Source organism: Halobacterium sp. KA-4 (assembly GCF_021028995.1).
In the GTDB taxonomy this organism is placed as follows: domain Archaea; phylum Halobacteriota; class Halobacteria; order Halobacteriales; family Halobacteriaceae; genus Halobacterium.
Genome location: NZ_JAJJZG010000024.1, coordinates 1 through 14,632, shown reverse-complemented (window position 1 = coordinate 14,632; position 14,632 = coordinate 1). Strand labels below are relative to the sequence as shown.

Annotated in this window: 14 protein-coding genes and 1 pseudogene; 8 read left to right on the top strand and 7 right to left on the bottom strand. The window is 67.0% G+C overall.

The features are described from left to right. Genes LPA44_RS16205 through LPA44_RS16195 form a run of 3 tightly spaced genes read left to right on the top strand, consistent with a single transcriptional unit; the run spans nucleotide 1 to nucleotide 3,068 of the window. Nucleotides 1-363, top strand: a complete 363-nt coding sequence (locus LPA44_RS16205; RefSeq protein WP_230890540.1) for a succinate dehydrogenase hydrophobic membrane anchor subunit — start codon at nucleotides 1-3, stop codon at nucleotides 361-363. Between the two features lies 1 nt (nucleotide 364). Then, nucleotides 365-1,234, top strand: a complete 870-nt coding sequence (locus tag LPA44_RS16200; protein WP_230890539.1) for a succinate dehydrogenase/fumarate reductase iron-sulfur subunit — start codon at nucleotides 365-367, stop codon at nucleotides 1,232-1,234. A 1-nt stretch (nucleotide 1,235) separates the two neighbouring features. Then, nucleotides 1,236-3,068 carry an FAD-binding protein gene (locus LPA44_RS16195; protein WP_230890538.1) on the top strand — a complete coding sequence of 611 codons (1,833 nt, stop codon included), beginning with the start codon at nucleotides 1,236-1,238 and terminating at the stop codon, nucleotides 3,066-3,068. 55 nt (nucleotides 3,069-3,123) lie between these two features. Here the strand turns inward: LPA44_RS16195 and LPA44_RS16190 are convergent, their stop codons facing one another. The 3 genes from LPA44_RS16190 to purD all read right to left on the bottom strand — a co-directional run bounded on the left by LPA44_RS16190 (nucleotide 3,124) and on the right by purD (nucleotide 5,171). Further along, nucleotides 3,124-3,318: a XapX domain-containing protein gene (locus LPA44_RS16190; RefSeq protein ID WP_059056927.1), complete on the bottom strand. Its 195-nt coding sequence runs from the start codon at nucleotides 3,316-3,318 to the stop codon at nucleotides 3,124-3,126. A gap of 45 nt (nucleotides 3,319-3,363) precedes the next feature. After that, a complete protein-coding gene (locus tag LPA44_RS16185) occupies nucleotides 3,364-3,819 on the bottom strand; it encodes a ferritin-like domain-containing protein (RefSeq protein ID WP_230890537.1) in 456 nt (151 codons plus the stop codon). A gap of 65 nt (nucleotides 3,820-3,884) precedes the next feature. Then, nucleotides 3,885-5,171 (bottom strand): phosphoribosylamine--glycine ligase, encoded by a 1,287-nt coding sequence (gene purD, locus LPA44_RS16180; RefSeq protein WP_230890536.1) that lies wholly within the window; start codon nucleotides 5,169-5,171, stop codon nucleotides 3,885-3,887. A 130-nt stretch (nucleotides 5,172-5,301) separates the two neighbouring features. On the opposite strand from purD, the gene LPA44_RS16175 reads away from it, so the two are divergent. Beyond that, nucleotides 5,302-7,458, top strand: a complete 2,157-nt coding sequence (locus tag LPA44_RS16175) for a thioredoxin domain-containing protein (RefSeq protein ID WP_230890535.1) — start codon at nucleotides 5,302-5,304, stop codon at nucleotides 7,456-7,458. Here LPA44_RS16175 and LPA44_RS16170 read toward each other — a convergent pair. Beyond that, on the bottom strand, nucleotides 7,455-7,814 hold the full coding sequence (locus LPA44_RS16170) for a thioredoxin family protein (RefSeq protein ID WP_230890534.1): 360 nt from the start codon (nucleotides 7,812-7,814) through the stop codon (nucleotides 7,455-7,457). The two genes, LPA44_RS16175 and LPA44_RS16170, sit on opposite strands and share 4 nt — an antisense overlap. Nucleotides 7,815-7,904: 90 nt before the next feature. Here LPA44_RS16170 and LPA44_RS16165 point away from each other — a divergent pair, with 90 nt between their 5' ends. The 3 genes from LPA44_RS16165 (at nucleotide 7,905) to LPA44_RS16155 (ending at nucleotide 11,146) form a co-directional block, all read left to right on the top strand. After that, nucleotides 7,905-8,648, top strand: coding sequence for an ABC transporter ATP-binding protein (locus tag LPA44_RS16165; RefSeq protein ID WP_230890533.1), 744 nt, complete (start codon nucleotides 7,905-7,907; stop codon nucleotides 8,646-8,648). Beyond that, complete coding sequence (locus LPA44_RS16160) at nucleotides 8,648-10,072, top strand: hypothetical protein (protein ID WP_230890532.1); 1,425 nt, start codon at nucleotides 8,648-8,650, stop codon at nucleotides 10,070-10,072. The genes LPA44_RS16165 and LPA44_RS16160 overlap by 1 nt, the downstream gene beginning before the upstream one ends. 72 nt (nucleotides 10,073-10,144) lie before the next feature. Beyond that, entirely contained in the window at nucleotides 10,145-11,146 is a 1,002-nt protein-coding gene (locus LPA44_RS16155; RefSeq protein ID WP_230890531.1) for a PLP-dependent cysteine synthase family protein, read from the top strand. Here the strand turns inward: LPA44_RS16155 and LPA44_RS16150 are convergent, their stop codons facing one another. From LPA44_RS16150 to surE, 3 genes are all read right to left on the bottom strand, one after another. Continuing rightward, entirely contained in the window at nucleotides 11,147-11,599 is a 453-nt protein-coding gene (locus LPA44_RS16150; RefSeq protein ID WP_230890530.1) for a DUF5804 family protein, read from the bottom strand. Next, entirely contained in the window at nucleotides 11,596-12,774 is a 1,179-nt protein-coding gene (locus tag LPA44_RS16145) for a tRNA sulfurtransferase (RefSeq protein ID WP_230890529.1), read from the bottom strand. Before LPA44_RS16145 ends, LPA44_RS16150 begins: the two co-directional genes overlap by 4 nt. 348 nt (nucleotides 12,775-13,122) lie before the next feature. Beyond that, nucleotides 13,123-13,896 (bottom strand): 5'/3'-nucleotidase SurE, encoded by a 774-nt coding sequence (surE, locus tag LPA44_RS16140; RefSeq protein ID WP_230890528.1) that lies wholly within the window; start codon nucleotides 13,894-13,896, stop codon nucleotides 13,123-13,125. A 101-nt stretch (nucleotides 13,897-13,997) separates the two neighbouring features. On the opposite strand from surE, the pseudogene LPA44_RS16135 reads away from it, so the two are divergent. Next, nucleotides 13,998-14,507 (top strand): annotated as a pseudogene (locus tag LPA44_RS16135) (ZIP family metal transporter); the annotation flags it as partial. Nucleotides 14,508-14,632: the final 125 nt, after the last annotated feature.

Sequence of the window (14,632 nt, the reverse complement as noted above, 5' to 3'; positions counted from 1 at the left end):
ATGGCACAACGATACTCCTCGTTCAGTTCGGGTTCGACGGCGTGGCTGCTCCAGCGCATCACGGCAGCGTTCCTCGTGATCGTGCTGGCATTCCACTTCTTCCAGTTGCACTTCGTCACCCACGCCTACGAAATCGAGTTCGCGGGCAGCCAAGCGCGCATGGAGAACGTCGGCTACTTCGTCACGATGGTATTGTTCCTCGTGACCGCGACGTTCCACGGCGTCAACGGCGTCTACAACGCGCTCGTCAACCAGGGCATCGACGGCATCCAGAAGCGCGTCGTCCAGATCGTCCTGGGCGCTGCCGCGCTGTTGCTCGTCGTGCAAGGGATTCGTGTCGCAAACACGCTCGCGGGATTCTAACATGAGTACGCAGACACCCGACACCGACTCGGAGAACGAACAGCCCTCGTCCACGTCGCCACAGGAACGGCGGATGGCCGAGAAACAGGCGCGCAAGGAACAACGCGAGGCCGACGAAGCAGCCGCCGCCAACGAGATTCAGGGAGAGACGGTGGAGCTCAAGGTGTTCCGCTACGACCCCGAAATCGAGGGCAAGGAGGAGCCGCGCTTCGACTCGTTCACGGTGCCCTTCGAGAAGGGGATGACCGTCCTCGACGCGCTCATCTACGCGCGCGACGAGTACGACTCCAGCCTCACCTTCCGGCACTCCTGCCGGCAGGCCGTCTGTGGGTCTGACGCGTTCTTCGTCAACGGCAGCCAGCGCCTCGGCTGCCAGACTCAGATTGCGGACCTCGACGGCCCGGTGCGCGTCGAGCCGCTCCCCCACCAGGACGTCGTCAAAGACCTGGTCGTGGAGATGGACCACTTCTACGACCAGATGGAGTCCGTCGACCCGTTCTTCGACCCGGACGAGACGCCCGACGACGAACTCGAAGAGCAGCGCCAGGACCGCGAGAACCGCGAGAAGGTCAAGCTCTCCACTCGGTGTATCTGGTGTGGCGCGTGTATGTCCTCGTGTAACATCGCCGCGGGCGACAACAAGTATCTCGGCCCGGCGGCCATCAACAAGGCCTACCGCTTCTACATGGACGAGCGCGAGGGCGAGAACAAGCGCCAGGAACGCCTCGAAATCATCGAGGCCGAACACGGTGTCTGGCGGTGTCAGACCCAGTTCTCCTGTACGAACGTCTGTCCGAAGGACATCCCGCTCACCGATCACATCCAAGAACTGAAGCGCGAAGCCGTCAAGCAGAACCTCAAATTCTGGTAACATGTACGAGCACGACGTAATCGTAGTCGGCGGCGGTGGCGCGGGGCTCCGCGCCGCAATCGCCGCCCACGAGGAAGGCGCAGACGTAGCAATCGTCACGAAGCTCCACCCGGTGCGCTCGCACACGGGCGCCGCCGAAGGTGGCATCAACGCCGCCCTGCAGGAGGGCGACTCGTGGCAGGACCACGCGTACGACACGATGAAGGGGTCGGACTATCTCGGCGACGCCCCCGCAGTCGACACGTTCGCGCAGGACGCACCCGAGGAAGTCATCCAGCTCGAACACTGGGGGATGCCGTTCTCCCGCGAGGAGGACGGCACGGTCAGCCAGCGGCCGTTCGGCGGCCTCTCGTTCCCGCGGACGACGTACGCGGGCGCCGAGACCGGCCACCACATGCTCCACACGCTGTACGAGCAGGTTGTCAAACGAGGCATCGAAGTCTACGACGAGTGGTACGTCAGCCAGGTCGCGGTCACCGACGAGGACGACCCCAACGAGCGCGACTGCCACGGCGTCGTCGCCTGGGACGTCCAGTCCGGCGAAATCGCGGGCTTCCGCGCTCGCGACGGCGTGATTCTGGCGACCGGCGGCCTCGGCCAGGCGTACGACCACACGACCAACGCCGTCGCCAACACCGGAGACGGCGTCGCCATCGCGTACCGCGCCGGCGTCCCGATGGAAGACATGGAGATGATCCAGTTCCACCCGACGACGCTTCCCTCGACTGGTGTGCTCATCAGCGAGGGTGTCCGCGGGGAGGGTGGCATCCTCTACAACTCCGAGGGCGAGCGCTTCATGTTCGAGTACGGGTACGCGACCAACGACGGCGAACTCGCCTCCCGCGACGTCGTCGCGCGCGCCGAACTCACCGAAGTACAGGAAGGGCGCGGCATCGACGACGAGTACGTCTACCTCGACATGCGCCATCTCGGCGAGGAGCGCATCACCGACCGCCTAGAGAACATCCTCCACCTCGCGCGCGACTTCGAGGGCGTCGACGGCCTCGAAGAGCCGATGCCGGTCAAGCCCGGTCAGCACTACGCAATGGGCGGCATCGAAGTCAACGAGCACGGCGAGACGTGCATCGACGGGCTCTACGCGGCCGGCGAGTGTGCGTGTGTGAGCCTCCACGGCGGCAACCGCCTCGGTGGGAACGCGCTGCCGGAACTGCTCGTGTTCGGCGCACGCGCCGGCAGCCACGCAGCAGGCGCGGACATGCCCGAGCCGAAGATTCAGACCGGACCCGACCCGGACGCCGAGCGCGAGGACCTCGGTGTCCCCGTCGGCGAGCCCGGTGCGACGGAAGCCGCCGCGGACGGCGGCGCCGTCGAGAACCCCGACAGCGACCCCGAAGCGGTCGTCGAAGCGACCGCCGAAGAGGAGCGCGAGCGCATCGAGACGCTGCTCGAACGCGAGGACGGCGTCAACCACGCCGACGTGCGCGCGGACCTCCAGGAATCGATGACGGAGAATGTCAACGTGTTCCGGGAGGAAGAGAACCTCGAGCAGGCGCTCCGAGACATCCAGGACGCCCGTGAGCGCTATCAGGACGTCTACGTCGCGGACAAGTCCCGGACGTTCAACACTGACCTCCAGCACACCATCGAGACGCGGAACCTGCTGGACGTCGCGGAAGCCATCACGATGGGCGCGCTCGCCCGCGACGAGTTCCGCGGCGCACACTGGCGCAAAGAGCACCAGGAGCGCAAGGACGACGAGTACCTCAAGCACACGCTCGTCTCGTGGAACGACGGCGAGCCCGAACTCTGGTACCGGCCGGTCATCCTCGAAGGCGACGAGCAGACCTACGAGCCGAAAATCCGGTCGTACTGACGGCGCTTCGCTTCTCCGGTTCTTTCTCGGCGAGAACGCGTCAGGTCTACCGGTTCTACACGCCGAGCGCGTCTAGCAGGTCGAAACCGAACCCGAAGTGTTTGACGAGCCGGTAGCCCAGCCAGATGCCGACGATGCCCATGACGCCCGCAAGCGACGGCGGCGCGGGAATCGGGATACGGAGGGACGCGAACACCACGCCGACGGCGATACCGGTCAGCGTCGCGGCGACGACGAAAGCGACGTTCATGGCCGTAGCTACGCGTCGGCGGCGGCAAAAGGAGCGCGAAAGCCGCTAGTCCGAGCGGTACTCCTTGCGGTAGCCCCGGAACTCCGTGCGGTGGGCTTCCTCGTCAGCGAGAATCGTCACCGCGAGGTCCTCCGTGACCGGGTCGTCGGCGTCCTCGGCGGCGTTGATGAGGTCGCGGTACGTGTCGATGGCGTCTTCCTCGGCGTCGAGCACGCCGTCGATGACCGACAGGACGTCGGTGGTATCCTTCGGAGGCTGGAGGGAGTGCTGGTGGGCTTCGAATTCGGCGGACGCAGGCGGCTGTTCGTCGATCTGCTTGAGCCGTTCGCCGAGCTGTTCGGCGTGGGAGAGCTCTTCCTGGATGTCCACCTGGAGGGATTCTTTGATTTCCTCGGCGCGCACGCCGTCGAGGACGATTGAGTTCGTCATATAATTCATGACTGTCTCGATTTCGTCGCCGTACGCCTTCCGTAGCAATCGCGTGACTTCTTCGCTCGACATATCGGTGACTACGCAGGGTGGTGTTAAAGAACCAGGTGGCGGTTCGTGTCGCGACGCGCGGAACGCTACTCGCCGTGGACGGCGTTCATGTGGTCGATGCGCTCCTGCAGAAGTTCCTTCGTGCCGATGTCACGGCGCACGCGCAGCCCCTCTGGGAGGTCGCCGAGCGCGGCGCTGGCTTCGGCTTCGGCGTCGGGAATCGAGGAGCCGAACCCGACGACGGCGTACGACCGCGAGGTCGTCGTGTAGATGCCGTCGTCGCGGGCGTCGACGCTCGCGTAGAACAGTTTGGCGTCGTCGAGGTCGTCGGCATCGATAGTGACACGGGTGCCGCCCTCGGGGTTCGTGGGATAGCCCTCTGGGACGACGTACTTGCAGACGGTCGCGACGTCCGCGAATTCGGGGTCCGGGAGCGGGTCGTCGTCGCGGGCCGCCGTGAGCACGTCGATGAGCGGCGTCTCCATCGTCGGGAGCGTATTCAGCGCCTCGGGGTCGCCGAAGCGTGCGTTGAACTCGACGACCTTCGGGCCATCGCTCGTGAGCATGAACTGGCCGTAGAGAACGCCACGATACGAGGGGAGCGCGTCGACGATGGCTTCCAGCGTGTCCACGCAGGCCTCGTACTCGTCGTCGGTGACGAACGGGAGCGTCCAGTCCGGACCCGTGTAACTACCCATGCCGCCTGTGTTCGCGCCCTCGTCGCCCTCGAGTGCGCGGCCGTGGTCGTGTGCGACCGGCGTCGGGCGCACGTCGCGGTTCGCGACGAACGCCTGCACGGTGACTTCCTCGCCGACGAGGCGCTCCTCGACGACCCACTCGTCGTGCTCGGAGGACCGGACGTAGTCGGCGGCTTCTTGTTTGGAGACCTGGTCGCCCGTGACGCGAACGCCCTTGCCGCCCGTGAGGCCGGCGGGCTTGACGGCGACGTCGCCGTCTACGTCCTCGACGTAGTCCGCTGCGGCGTCCGGGTCGTCGAACGTCTCGAACTCCGCTTGGCCGGGGACGTCGTGTTCGGCCATGAATTCCCGCTGGAACGTCTTGTCCGTCTCGATGCGGGCGTCGGCCTGCTTCGGGCCGAACGCGTAGATGTCCTCGTCGTCGAGGGCGTCCACGACGCCGGCTGCCAGCGGTCCCTCCGGACCGACGACAGCCAGGGTCGCGTCCACGTCGAGCGCGTAGTCGACGACGGCGTCTGGGTCTTCGGTGTCGACTTCGCGGAACCCGTCCGCCAGCTCGTCGATTCCGGGGTTTCGGTTGCCTGCTGCGGCGTACAGTTCGCAGTCGTCCGCGAGTTCGTCGGCGATGGCGTGCTCCCGGCCGCCGCCACCGACCAGTAGGACTCGTTCGGTCATGTGCGGGGAGAGTGAGCAAGCAAGTGTAAATCTTCCCCTACTCGACTGTCGTGTTGTACGCGTTCGTGTATTCCCGAAGAGCGAGTGCCGCGAGAGTGGGTTTTACCCGCCAGCGACCTTTCCTTATCGTATGTCCGACCCCACCGCGCGGAACAGGCTCGACGAGACGGCGAGCCCGTACCTCCGCCAGCACGCCGACAACCCCGTGAATTGGCAGCCGTGGGACGAAGCGGCGTTCGAGGCCGCCCGCGAGCGCGACGTCCCCATCTTCCTCTCCATCGGCTACTCGGCGTGTCACTGGTGTCACGTCATGGAGGAGGAGTCGTTCTCCGACCCGGAGGTCGCCGAAGTACTGAACGAGCACTTCGTCCCCATCAAGGTCGACCGCGAGGAGCGCCCGGACGTCGACTCGCTGTACATGACCGTCTGTCAGGCCGTCCGCGGTGGCGGCGGTTGGCCGTTGTCGGCGTTCCTCACACCCGAGAAGGAGCCGTTCTACGTCGGGACGTACTTCCCGAAGGAGGCCAAGCGCAACCAGCCCGGCTTCCTCCCGCTGACGAAGCGCGTCGCGCGAGAGTGGGAACAGAACCGCGAAGAACTCGAAGAGCGCGCCGACCAGTGGATGAGCACCGCCCGGGGCGAACTGGAGTCGCTACCCGACCCCGTCGACGTCAGCGGTGACAGCTCGCTACTGGACGCAGCAGACGAACTCGCCCGCGCCGCCGACCGCGACCACGGTGGGTTCGGACGTGCGCCGAAGTTCCCGCAGGCCGGTCGGGTGAGCGCGCTCCTGCGGGCACACCATCGAGAGTCGGCCACTGATACTCGGTACGGCGATGCCGTCCAACACGCACTCGACGCGATGGCCGACGGCGGCCTCTTCGACCACCTCGGCGGTGGCTTCCACCGCTACTGTACGGACGCCGATTGGACGGTCCCGCACTTCGAGAAGATGCTGTACGACCAGGCCGCGCTCGCGGACCTGTACGTCGACGGCTATCGGCTGTTCGGCGACGAACGCTACGCGGAGGTCGTCGACGAAACCCTGGAATTCGTCGACCGCGAACTCGGCCACCCCGATGGCGGGTTCTATGCGACGCTGGATGCCCGTAGCGCGCCGCCGGAGAACCCCGAGGGCGACCACGAGGAGGGCGCGTTCTACGTGTGGACGCCCGCGGAAGTCGAAGCAGCAATCGCCGAGTACGCCGACGTTGCACCTGCCGACGAGTCCGACGACTTCCTCGCTGACGTCTTCTGTGCGCGCTACGGCGTGGACGTCGCGGGGAACTTCGAGGACGGGCGGACGGTGCTCACTGTCTCTGCGTCCCTGTCCGAACTCGCGGACGACTTCGAGCGCTCCGAGGACGAGGTTGCGGCCGCGCTCGGCGCTGCAGAAGAGCGTCTCCGGGTCGCCCGCGAGGACCGCCCGCGGCCAGCGCGCGACGAGAAGGTGCTGGCGGGCTGGAACGGCCTGATGGCGCGAGCGTACGCGGAAGCCGGCCTCGCACTCGACACCGAATACGCCGAGCGCGCCGCCGACGCAATCGAGTACGTTCGGGAGACGCTGTGGGATGGCGATAGGCTCTCGCGCCGAGTCATCGACGGGGACGTCGCTGGCGTCGGGTACGCGGAGGACTACGCGTACCTCGCTGCAGGCGCGCTCGCGACCTACGAGGCGACCGGCGACCACGCGCACCTCCAGTTCGCACTTGACCTCGCGGACGCCCTGCTCGCGGAGTGTTACGACGACGAGACGGGCGCGCTCTACGAGACGCCCGAGTCCGTGGAAGACGTGGGTGTGCGCTCGCAGGACGTGGCTGACGGGCCGACGCCGTCGCCGGTCGGCGTGGGCGCGGAGACGTTACTCGCGCTGGACGCGTTCGACCCCGAGTCGGGCTACGCCGACGCCGCGGGCGCGATGCTCGAACGGTACGGCGGCCGAGCCGAGACCACACCGACGAGCCACGCGACGCTCGCGCTCGCGGCGGACACGCACGCGAACGGCCTCTTGGAGGTCACGGTCGCCGCTGATGCGCTCCCCGACGAGTGGCGCGAGACGATTGGAGGTTCCTACCTTCCGCACCGCCTACTGACCGTGCGGCCGCCCACCGAATCTGCGCTCGAAGCGTGGCTGGACGACCTCGAAGTAGCATCCGCCCCGCCGATTTGGGCGCAACGTGACGCGGTCGACGACGAACCCGCGGCGTACATCTGCCGGCGCGCGTGCTCGCCGCCCGTGACGACGACCGAAGAAATCGCGGAGTGGCTCGCGGAGTTCCGCGCCTAGAGCTGGTCGGCGAGGTAGACCGCCGGCGAGACGCGTTCCTCCTCGACGAAGCGCGCGAGTTCCTCCCCGTCGCGCTCGATGATAATCGTCGGGATGAGTTCGATGCCGTACTCCTCGACTTTCGGGCCGTACTTCTCGCCGTCCTCGCGCTCGACGGGGTACTGTTCGACGTTCTCGACGCCCGCGGCTTCCAGCGCGGCCGCGAAGTCCGGCAGTTGGCTGCGGCAGTCACCGCACCAGTCCGCGCCCCAGACGTGGACCGTCACGTCGTCGCCGAGGTTCTCGAACGCTTCCACGACCTCCGGGTAGGAGTCCGCGTCCCACGCCGGGTTCGGCTCCATCGTGCTCAGGCTCATACTCAGTCGTTGGCGTGGCGCGGGCAAAAGGCTCGCGCTCGCGGCGACGGCCCCACAGACTCATTTACGAGCCCGACGGAGTCCGGCATAATGAGTGTCATCGAGGCCGACTCCCTGCGGAAGGCCTACGGGGACGTGCGGGCCGTGGATGGACTCGACCTCGCCGTCGACCGCGGCGAAGTGTACGGGTTCCTCGGGCCGAACGGAGCCGGGAAGACGACGACCATCGAAATTCTGACCGGACAACTCCGGCCGGACAACGGCCACGTGGACGTGCTCGGCACGGACCCTGCTAGCGAGCCCGTCGAGACTCGTAGCCGGGTCGGTATCCTCCCCGAGCAGCAGACGCCGCCGAGCTTCCTCACGCCCGCGGAGTTCTTCGAATTCATCGGGCGCGTCCGAGGCCTCGACGAGGAGACGGTGACAGAGCGCGTCGAGGAGTGGAGCGAGCGCCTCGGGTTCGCGGCGAAACTCGACACGCTATGCGCGGACCTCTCCCGCGGACAACAGCAGAAAGTGATGCTGACGCAGGTGTTCGTCCACGAGCCAGACGTCGTTGTCATCGACGAACCGCTCGCAAACCTCGACCCCATCGTCCAGGAGCAGGTCAAACGCTATCTCCAGTCGTACGCCGCGGACGGCAACGCGGTGTTCCTCTCGACACACAACATCGACGTCGCCGAGGACGTCTGCTCGCGGGTCGGCATCGTGACAAACGGCCGCCTCGTCGCCGAGCAGGACGTCGCCGAAACCGAGGCCGACCTGCTCGACGCGTTCCTCGACGCGGTCGAAGGAGCCGACCCACGGGACACGCCGGTGAGCGAGGGGCACTGATGGCGTCGAAGACGTGGCTGGTGTTCCGCGCGATGGTGCGCGAAGAGCACCGCCTGCACGCGGCCTTGTTCGGCGGCCAACGCTTCGGCGCACTCCCCGTCTTCGTCGCCGTCGCAAGCATGGCGACGGTCGCCACGCTCCAATTCACCGGGACAGACGCGACCGCAATCGCTGACGGCACGCGCGTACTCGCGCTCGCGTTCGGGCTCTACACGGGAACTGCCGGCCTCGTCGGCAACGACCTGCTGGAGCGCGCGCTCGGCGAAACTGAGGTGCTGCTCTCGACGGCTAGCTACCTGCCGCTCTCGCGTCGTCGGCTACTCGGTGTATTTCTCGTGAAAGACGCCGGCTACTACGCGCTCTTCTTCCTGTTGCCGATCTGCGTGGGCTTCGCGCCGCTGGCCGCGACTGGCGCGCTGGAACCAACAGCACTCGTCGCGCTGTGGACTTCACTCCTCGTCGCCTTCGTCGTCGGGATGGTCGCCACGTTCACGGCCATCGCGGCCCGTACGCGCGGCGTTCCGTCGTGGGTACTCGGCATCGTCGTCGCTGGCGGTGTGGGAGCGGTCTGGTTCACCGGGAACGCGAGCGCCGTCTGGAACGCCGTCGTCGCCACCGAATTCGGACACGCACTCGTGGTGCTCGTGGGCGCGCTCGTCGCGGGTGCCGGGGCGCTCGCCGTCTACGTCCCGACGCACCGCGACCCCGCCGAAACCAGACAAAACCAGTTCGGGCCGCTCGCCAGCGCTATCCGCGACGAGAACGGCCTCGTCGCGCGCACGCTGCTCGACCTTGCGCGGTCCAGCGGCGGCCTCCTCAAACCGGTCGTCTCCGCGGCGATTCTGCTCGCGCTCGCCGCGTTCCTCGTGGACATCGTCGCGCGCATCGTGGGCGTCGCGCCGAAGCCTGGCGTCTTCTTCGGGACCATTCTCTCGCTGAGTGCGTTCACGACGTACAACTGGCTCACCCAGTTCGACAGCATCGACGAGTACCTCGTACTCCCGGTATCCGTCCCGGCGGTGTTCCGCGCGAAACGCGTGGCGTTCCTGTTGACCGGGCTGCCCACGTCGATAGCCGCCTACATCGTCGTGCTCGTTGTTTACGACGTGTCGCTCGTGGACGCCGTCGTCGGGCTGTCGCTGCTCGGCGGCCTCTCACTGTATCTGTTCGGGCTCACGGTCGCGCTCGCAGGGTTCGACCCGAACGAGTTCCTCTTCGATGCTGGGCGGTTCGCGCTGTTCACCGCGGGTGTCGCCGTCCCCGTCGTTCCAGTGCTGCTGGTCTCGTTCGCCACCGCTTCAGGGCCGATTCCAGCGACGTACGCAGCCGGCCTCGTCACTGTGAGCGGCTTCCTCGCTGCGGTTGGGACGCTACTCGCGGAGCGCGCCGGCCCGCGTTGGGCGTCCGTCTACATGGCCGGGTAGCCAAGGGTCGAAGGCGGCAGGGACTGTCGCGGCCCGTCACACGTTTAGTGGGGGACTACCTAGACGTGGCTAATGAAGGACAGCATCCTCGAGGCCATCGGGTCGCCGCTCGTCCGCGTCCCCGCTCCCGAGGGCGCGACCATCGCGGCGAAACTCGAGGCGTTCAATCCTGGGGGGTCGGCGAAGGACCGACCCGCGCGAGAGATGGTGCTGGCTGCCGAGCGTGAGGGGCACGTCTCGCCCGGTGACCGCCTCGTGGAAGCCACCAGCGGGAATACGGGCATCGGGCTCGCCGTCGTCGCCGCAGCGCGCGGCTACGACCTCACCATCGTGATGCCCGCGTCGATGTCGGAGGAGCGACGCCGCCTCCTCCGCGCGTACGGCGCGGATCTCGAACTCGTCGAGGGCAACATGGAGACCGCCAACGAGCGCGCCGACCGCATCGCGGCCGAGGACGGCGGGTTCCGCGTCTCCCAATTCGAGAACCCCGCGAACCCGCGAGCGCACTACCGGACGACCGCCGAGGAAATTATCGACCAGGTAGAGGGGCGTGAAATCGACGCGTTCGTCGCCGGCGTCGGCACCGGCGGCACCATCACGGGCACCGCGACGCGCCTCAAAGAAGAGTACCCTGACATGGAGGTCATCGCGGTCGAACCGGAGGAGAACGCCGTGCTCTCCAGCGGCGAATCCGGCGACGACGACTTCCAGGGAATGGGCCCAGGGTTCGTCAGCGCCCTCCTCGACGTCGACCTCGTCGACAGCGTCGAGCCCGTCGCCGTCGAGGACGCCGAAGCAACAGCGCGCGAACTCGCCCGAGAACAGGGCATCCTCGTCGGGCAGTCCAGCGGTGCCGCCTACGTCGCTGCCGAACGCATCGCACAGCGCATCGCCGAACCCGGACTGAACTGCCCTGAGACGGCGTTCGACGCCAGCGACCTCGCAGACGCGGGCATCGACGAGGACGCGCTCGCCGACGGCGGGACGCTAGAGTACGACGACTGTCCGCTGGTCGTCACGGTGTTCCCGGACTCCGGCGAACGCTACCTTTCCGCCGGCGTCTTTGACGCCTGACTACGCCTCGAACTCGTCTTCTGTTACGCGCACGACGACGGTCTCGTCGACGTCCCGGAGGTCGTACTCGGGGCGCTCGTCCTGCACGCGCGTGACGTACATCGGCTCGACGAGCCGCCCGTCCTCGACGCCGTAGACCTTCAGCCGCGCGTCCGTCTCTGGCGCTCGCACGTCGCCGTCCCGGACTTCCGCGGCGAGGTCGCGGGAGAGCCACTCGTCGTCGGCGACCGACGGTTCGAGAACGAACGCCTCCTCGGCGAGGCGGACGAGATACCAGTTCAGGTCATTCAACAGTGACACCGCAGCGCCGAGGCTCACGGTGTCGACGGCGACCGTGTTCTCGTACGGCGATCGGATGTCGTAGGTCGCCAACGCCCGCCGCGCGGTCTCGTACGCGAACAGGTCCGTGCGGAGGTCAACGTCGTCGCTTCCGACGATGCATACGCGCGTCATGCCGGCATCCCCCTAGAGACTTCGATACGGTCGGCGGCTTCACGCGCCCATTCGAAGAGGTCGTCGGGTTCGTCTTTGCGAACGCTCTCCATCGACGCGGAGGTCAGCGGCTGGCTCGGTGCCAGTCGCTCGCAGCCGACGTCGAGCGTGGAGTCCCGGTACGTGCCGATGTCGCGGGCGCGAGCGATGATCTCCTGTTTGTCGAGCGCGAACAGTGGGCGGTGGACCGGGAGGTCGGTGACGCGGTCGACGACCGCGAAGTTCGCGGCGGTCTGACTGGACTTCTGGCCGAGCGACTCGCCGGTGACGATGCCGACTGCGCCGACCTGCTCGGCGAGCTGTTCGGCGACCTTGTACATGAACCGGCGGTAGGAGAGCATGCGCGTGCGCCCGACCTCGTCACCAAGGCGTTCGACGGCGTCGCCGGCGGGCGCGACGCGCAATTGGAGGTCGAAGTTTGGCGCGTACGCAGACAGTCGCCTCGTGGTTTCCTCGGCGCGAGCACGGTGGTCGGGGCCGCCGTACGGTCCGAGGTCGAGGTACAGCGGCACGACTGGCGACCCGCGCTTCATCGCTTCCCACGCCGCGACCGGCGAGTCGATACCGCCGGAGACGAGCGCAACCAGCGGCTTCTGGCTCCCCAGCGGCATCCCACCGGGACCGTCGCGTTTCTCCACGAAGACGAACGCCTCGTCTTGACGGACCTCCACGAAGAACGTGACGTCGGGGTCGTCGAGATCGACTTCCGGGCGAACGTCCTGTTCGACCGCGTGCCAAACGGCGTCTCCGCCCTCACGGTTGACATCGTGGCTGCCGAACTCGTGGTGGCCGACGCGGCGGGCGTCGACGGCGTACGCGCCGCCGTCGTAGCACTCGCGGGCGGTCAGCGCGAGCGCACCACGAATCGAACGCATCTCGGCTGGGACCGAGAGCGCGGGGCTCGCCGAGACGACACCGAACGTGTCCGTAGCGGCGTCGGCAGCGGCGTCGGGTTCGGAGGTTCGGACGAGCAGTCGTCCCCACTCGCGGTCGACCTCGCCCGGGATGTCGCGGTCGTCGAGGATGGCTTCGAGGTTCTCGCGGAGCCGGCGCTCCATGTCGGACTGCACCGAGCTCGACTTCACGCCGACGTCGCCGTGCCTGACGACGACGGCGTCCGAACCGGGCGGTAACATGGTAGGAAGAAGCCGACCCGACAGTAAACACCTATCGCCTGCTGGCGGACAGAACACTCGCAGACCGGGGTGTATTCGAGCAGGTGGCCCCTCGTCGCGAGCCGGCTCGCCACGCTCCCGCCTCGGCCGGACCCGCGCCAGTCGTTACGTCACCCACGAGGTTGGGGCCGTTCCCGTACTTGAATCTACGCAGTCGGTAGCAGCCACCATTCGCGCGGCATCGCCGCGCGATTCACCGAGCGTTTCGCGCTCGGGCGCCGAGGACCCCCGGTAGGGGTCCGATGGCGCTTTTTCCGCAAGTTTTTGCCAGAGAGGGCGCCGCAGCGCCCTCCCACGCCAAAAGTGCGTTTAGAGAAGTCCACCGGGCGTCGCGCCGTCGGCGACGGAGTGGGGGACAGTGAGCGGTGTGATACTGATCTCGTTGTCGACGCAAGCGTGGCGGTCAGTGCCGGCGGGGTCGGGGATGTTTCGGTCGAGGAATTCGTGCCAGAAGCGGTCTTCGACGTTGATGCCGGATTCGGTGAACTCGGCCTGGAGTTCGTACTCTTCAGTCGGGCGGGTAACGCGCTTGACGGGGTTGTCTGCGTACTCGGTAGCCGGTGCGTTCACGGAGAGGTAGTCCGCGGTGGGGAGGACGTCGCCGGCGACGAAGTCAGGGAGGATGTCGGCGATGGTGTCGGAGGCGATGTGAAACTGGTCGTAGGTGGGCTCCCAGTCGCCGGCGGGGTCGAACTCCCAGTCGTACATGGAAACCGCGACGGCGGGAATGCCGAGGAAGGAAGCTTCCATGGCAGCGCCGACGGTGCCCGAACGCGCGAGGATGTGCGCACCGAGGTTCGGGCCGTCGTTACAGCCGGAGACGACGACGTCGGGCGTGAAATCAAGCGCAGCGACGGCGACAGCGACGCAGTCGGCGGGGGTGCCGTGGACGGCGTAGCCGTCCTCACGTTCTTCGTAGTCGAGCGTCTCGAACGTCCGGGTCTGGCCTGTGCCGGACTGTTCGGCGGCGGGTGCGACGACGGTGACGTTGTGGTCGTCGGCTAGTCGGTCGCGGAGGGCGCGAATACCAGGGGCGTCGATGCCGTCGTCGTTAGTGAGGAGTACCGACAGCGACTCGGTCATTACGCGGTGCTACTTGCTCGCTGGCCGTATCGGTTCCGGTCTCGGCGACGACGCCGGGGCAGTTCCCCGGGTTTAAGCCGGCGGCCCGCGACTGGCCGCACATGTTGGAGTCGTGGTTCCTCAGAATCGCGGGCAACGACCCCGTGATGCAGGCGTTCGTCGCTGGGGTCGTCATCGCGGGGCTGAATCTACTCGGGGCCCTACTCGTCGTCGTGTGGCGGAATCCTTCCCAGCGTTCGTTGGACGGCGCGCTGGGGTTCGCCGCCGGCGTGATGCTCGCGGCGAGCTTCACGAGTCTCATTCTTCCGGGCATCGAGTTCGGCGGGCAGAATGGGCTCATCGAGGTCATCGTGGGCATTTCGCTGGGGGTACTGCTGTTGGACCGCGCGGACCGCTGGGTGCCCCACGTGCACGTGCTCATCACGGGGCGCCAGCGCAGCGACCAGACCATCTCGGAGGCGGATTTGGCGCCGCTGTTGCTGTTCATCGTCGCCATCACCATTCACAACATGCCCGAGGGCCTGGCGGTCGGCGTCGGGTTCGGAAGTGGAAACGTCGCGGAAGGCCTGTCGCTGATGCTCGCCATCGGCATCCAGAACATCCCGGAGGGAGGGTGTCATAGAACGAGTAACACACCAAAGAGCAGGGTGAACGCTGAGGTGGGATGAGTTCAGCGACCCTGCAAGATGATCCTTCGGTAGAGTCCTTCTTCAATGTCGCGGAGACGGAGACGCTA

Bases quoted from the DNA above. Each gene is read 5' to 3' on its own strand.
- LPA44_RS16205 (WP_230890540.1), top strand. From the start codon at position 1: ATGGCACAACGATACTCCTCGTTCAGTTCGGGTTCGACGGCGTGGCTG.
- LPA44_RS16200 (WP_230890539.1), top strand. From the start codon at position 365: ATGAGTACGCAGACACCCGACACCGACTCGGAGAACGAACAGCCCTCG.
- LPA44_RS16195 (WP_230890538.1), top strand. From the start codon at position 1,236: ATGTACGAGCACGACGTAATCGTAGTCGGCGGCGGTGGCGCGGGGCTC.
- LPA44_RS16190 (WP_059056927.1), bottom strand. From the start codon at position 3,318: ATGAACGTCGCTTTCGTCGTCGCCGCGACGCTGACCGGTATCGCCGTC.
- LPA44_RS16185 (WP_230890537.1), bottom strand. From the start codon at position 3,819: ATGTCGAGCGAAGAAGTCACGCGATTGCTACGGAAGGCGTACGGCGAC.
- purD (WP_230890536.1), bottom strand. From the start codon at position 5,171: ATGACCGAACGAGTCCTACTGGTCGGTGGCGGCGGCCGGGAGCACGCC.
- LPA44_RS16175 (WP_230890535.1), top strand. From the start codon at position 5,302: ATGTCCGACCCCACCGCGCGGAACAGGCTCGACGAGACGGCGAGCCCG.
- LPA44_RS16170 (WP_230890534.1), bottom strand. From the start codon at position 7,814: ATGAGCCTGAGCACGATGGAGCCGAACCCGGCGTGGGACGCGGACTCC.
- LPA44_RS16165 (WP_230890533.1), top strand. From the start codon at position 7,905: ATGAGTGTCATCGAGGCCGACTCCCTGCGGAAGGCCTACGGGGACGTG.
- LPA44_RS16160 (WP_230890532.1), top strand. From the start codon at position 8,648: ATGGCGTCGAAGACGTGGCTGGTGTTCCGCGCGATGGTGCGCGAAGAG.
- LPA44_RS16155 (WP_230890531.1), top strand. From the start codon at position 10,145: ATGAAGGACAGCATCCTCGAGGCCATCGGGTCGCCGCTCGTCCGCGTC.
- LPA44_RS16150 (WP_230890530.1), bottom strand. From the start codon at position 11,599: ATGACGCGCGTATGCATCGTCGGAAGCGACGACGTTGACCTCCGCACG.
- LPA44_RS16145 (WP_230890529.1), bottom strand. From the start codon at position 12,774: ATGTTACCGCCCGGTTCGGACGCCGTCGTCGTCAGGCACGGCGACGTC.
- surE (WP_230890528.1), bottom strand. From the start codon at position 13,896: ATGACCGAGTCGCTGTCGGTACTCCTCACTAACGACGACGGCATCGAC.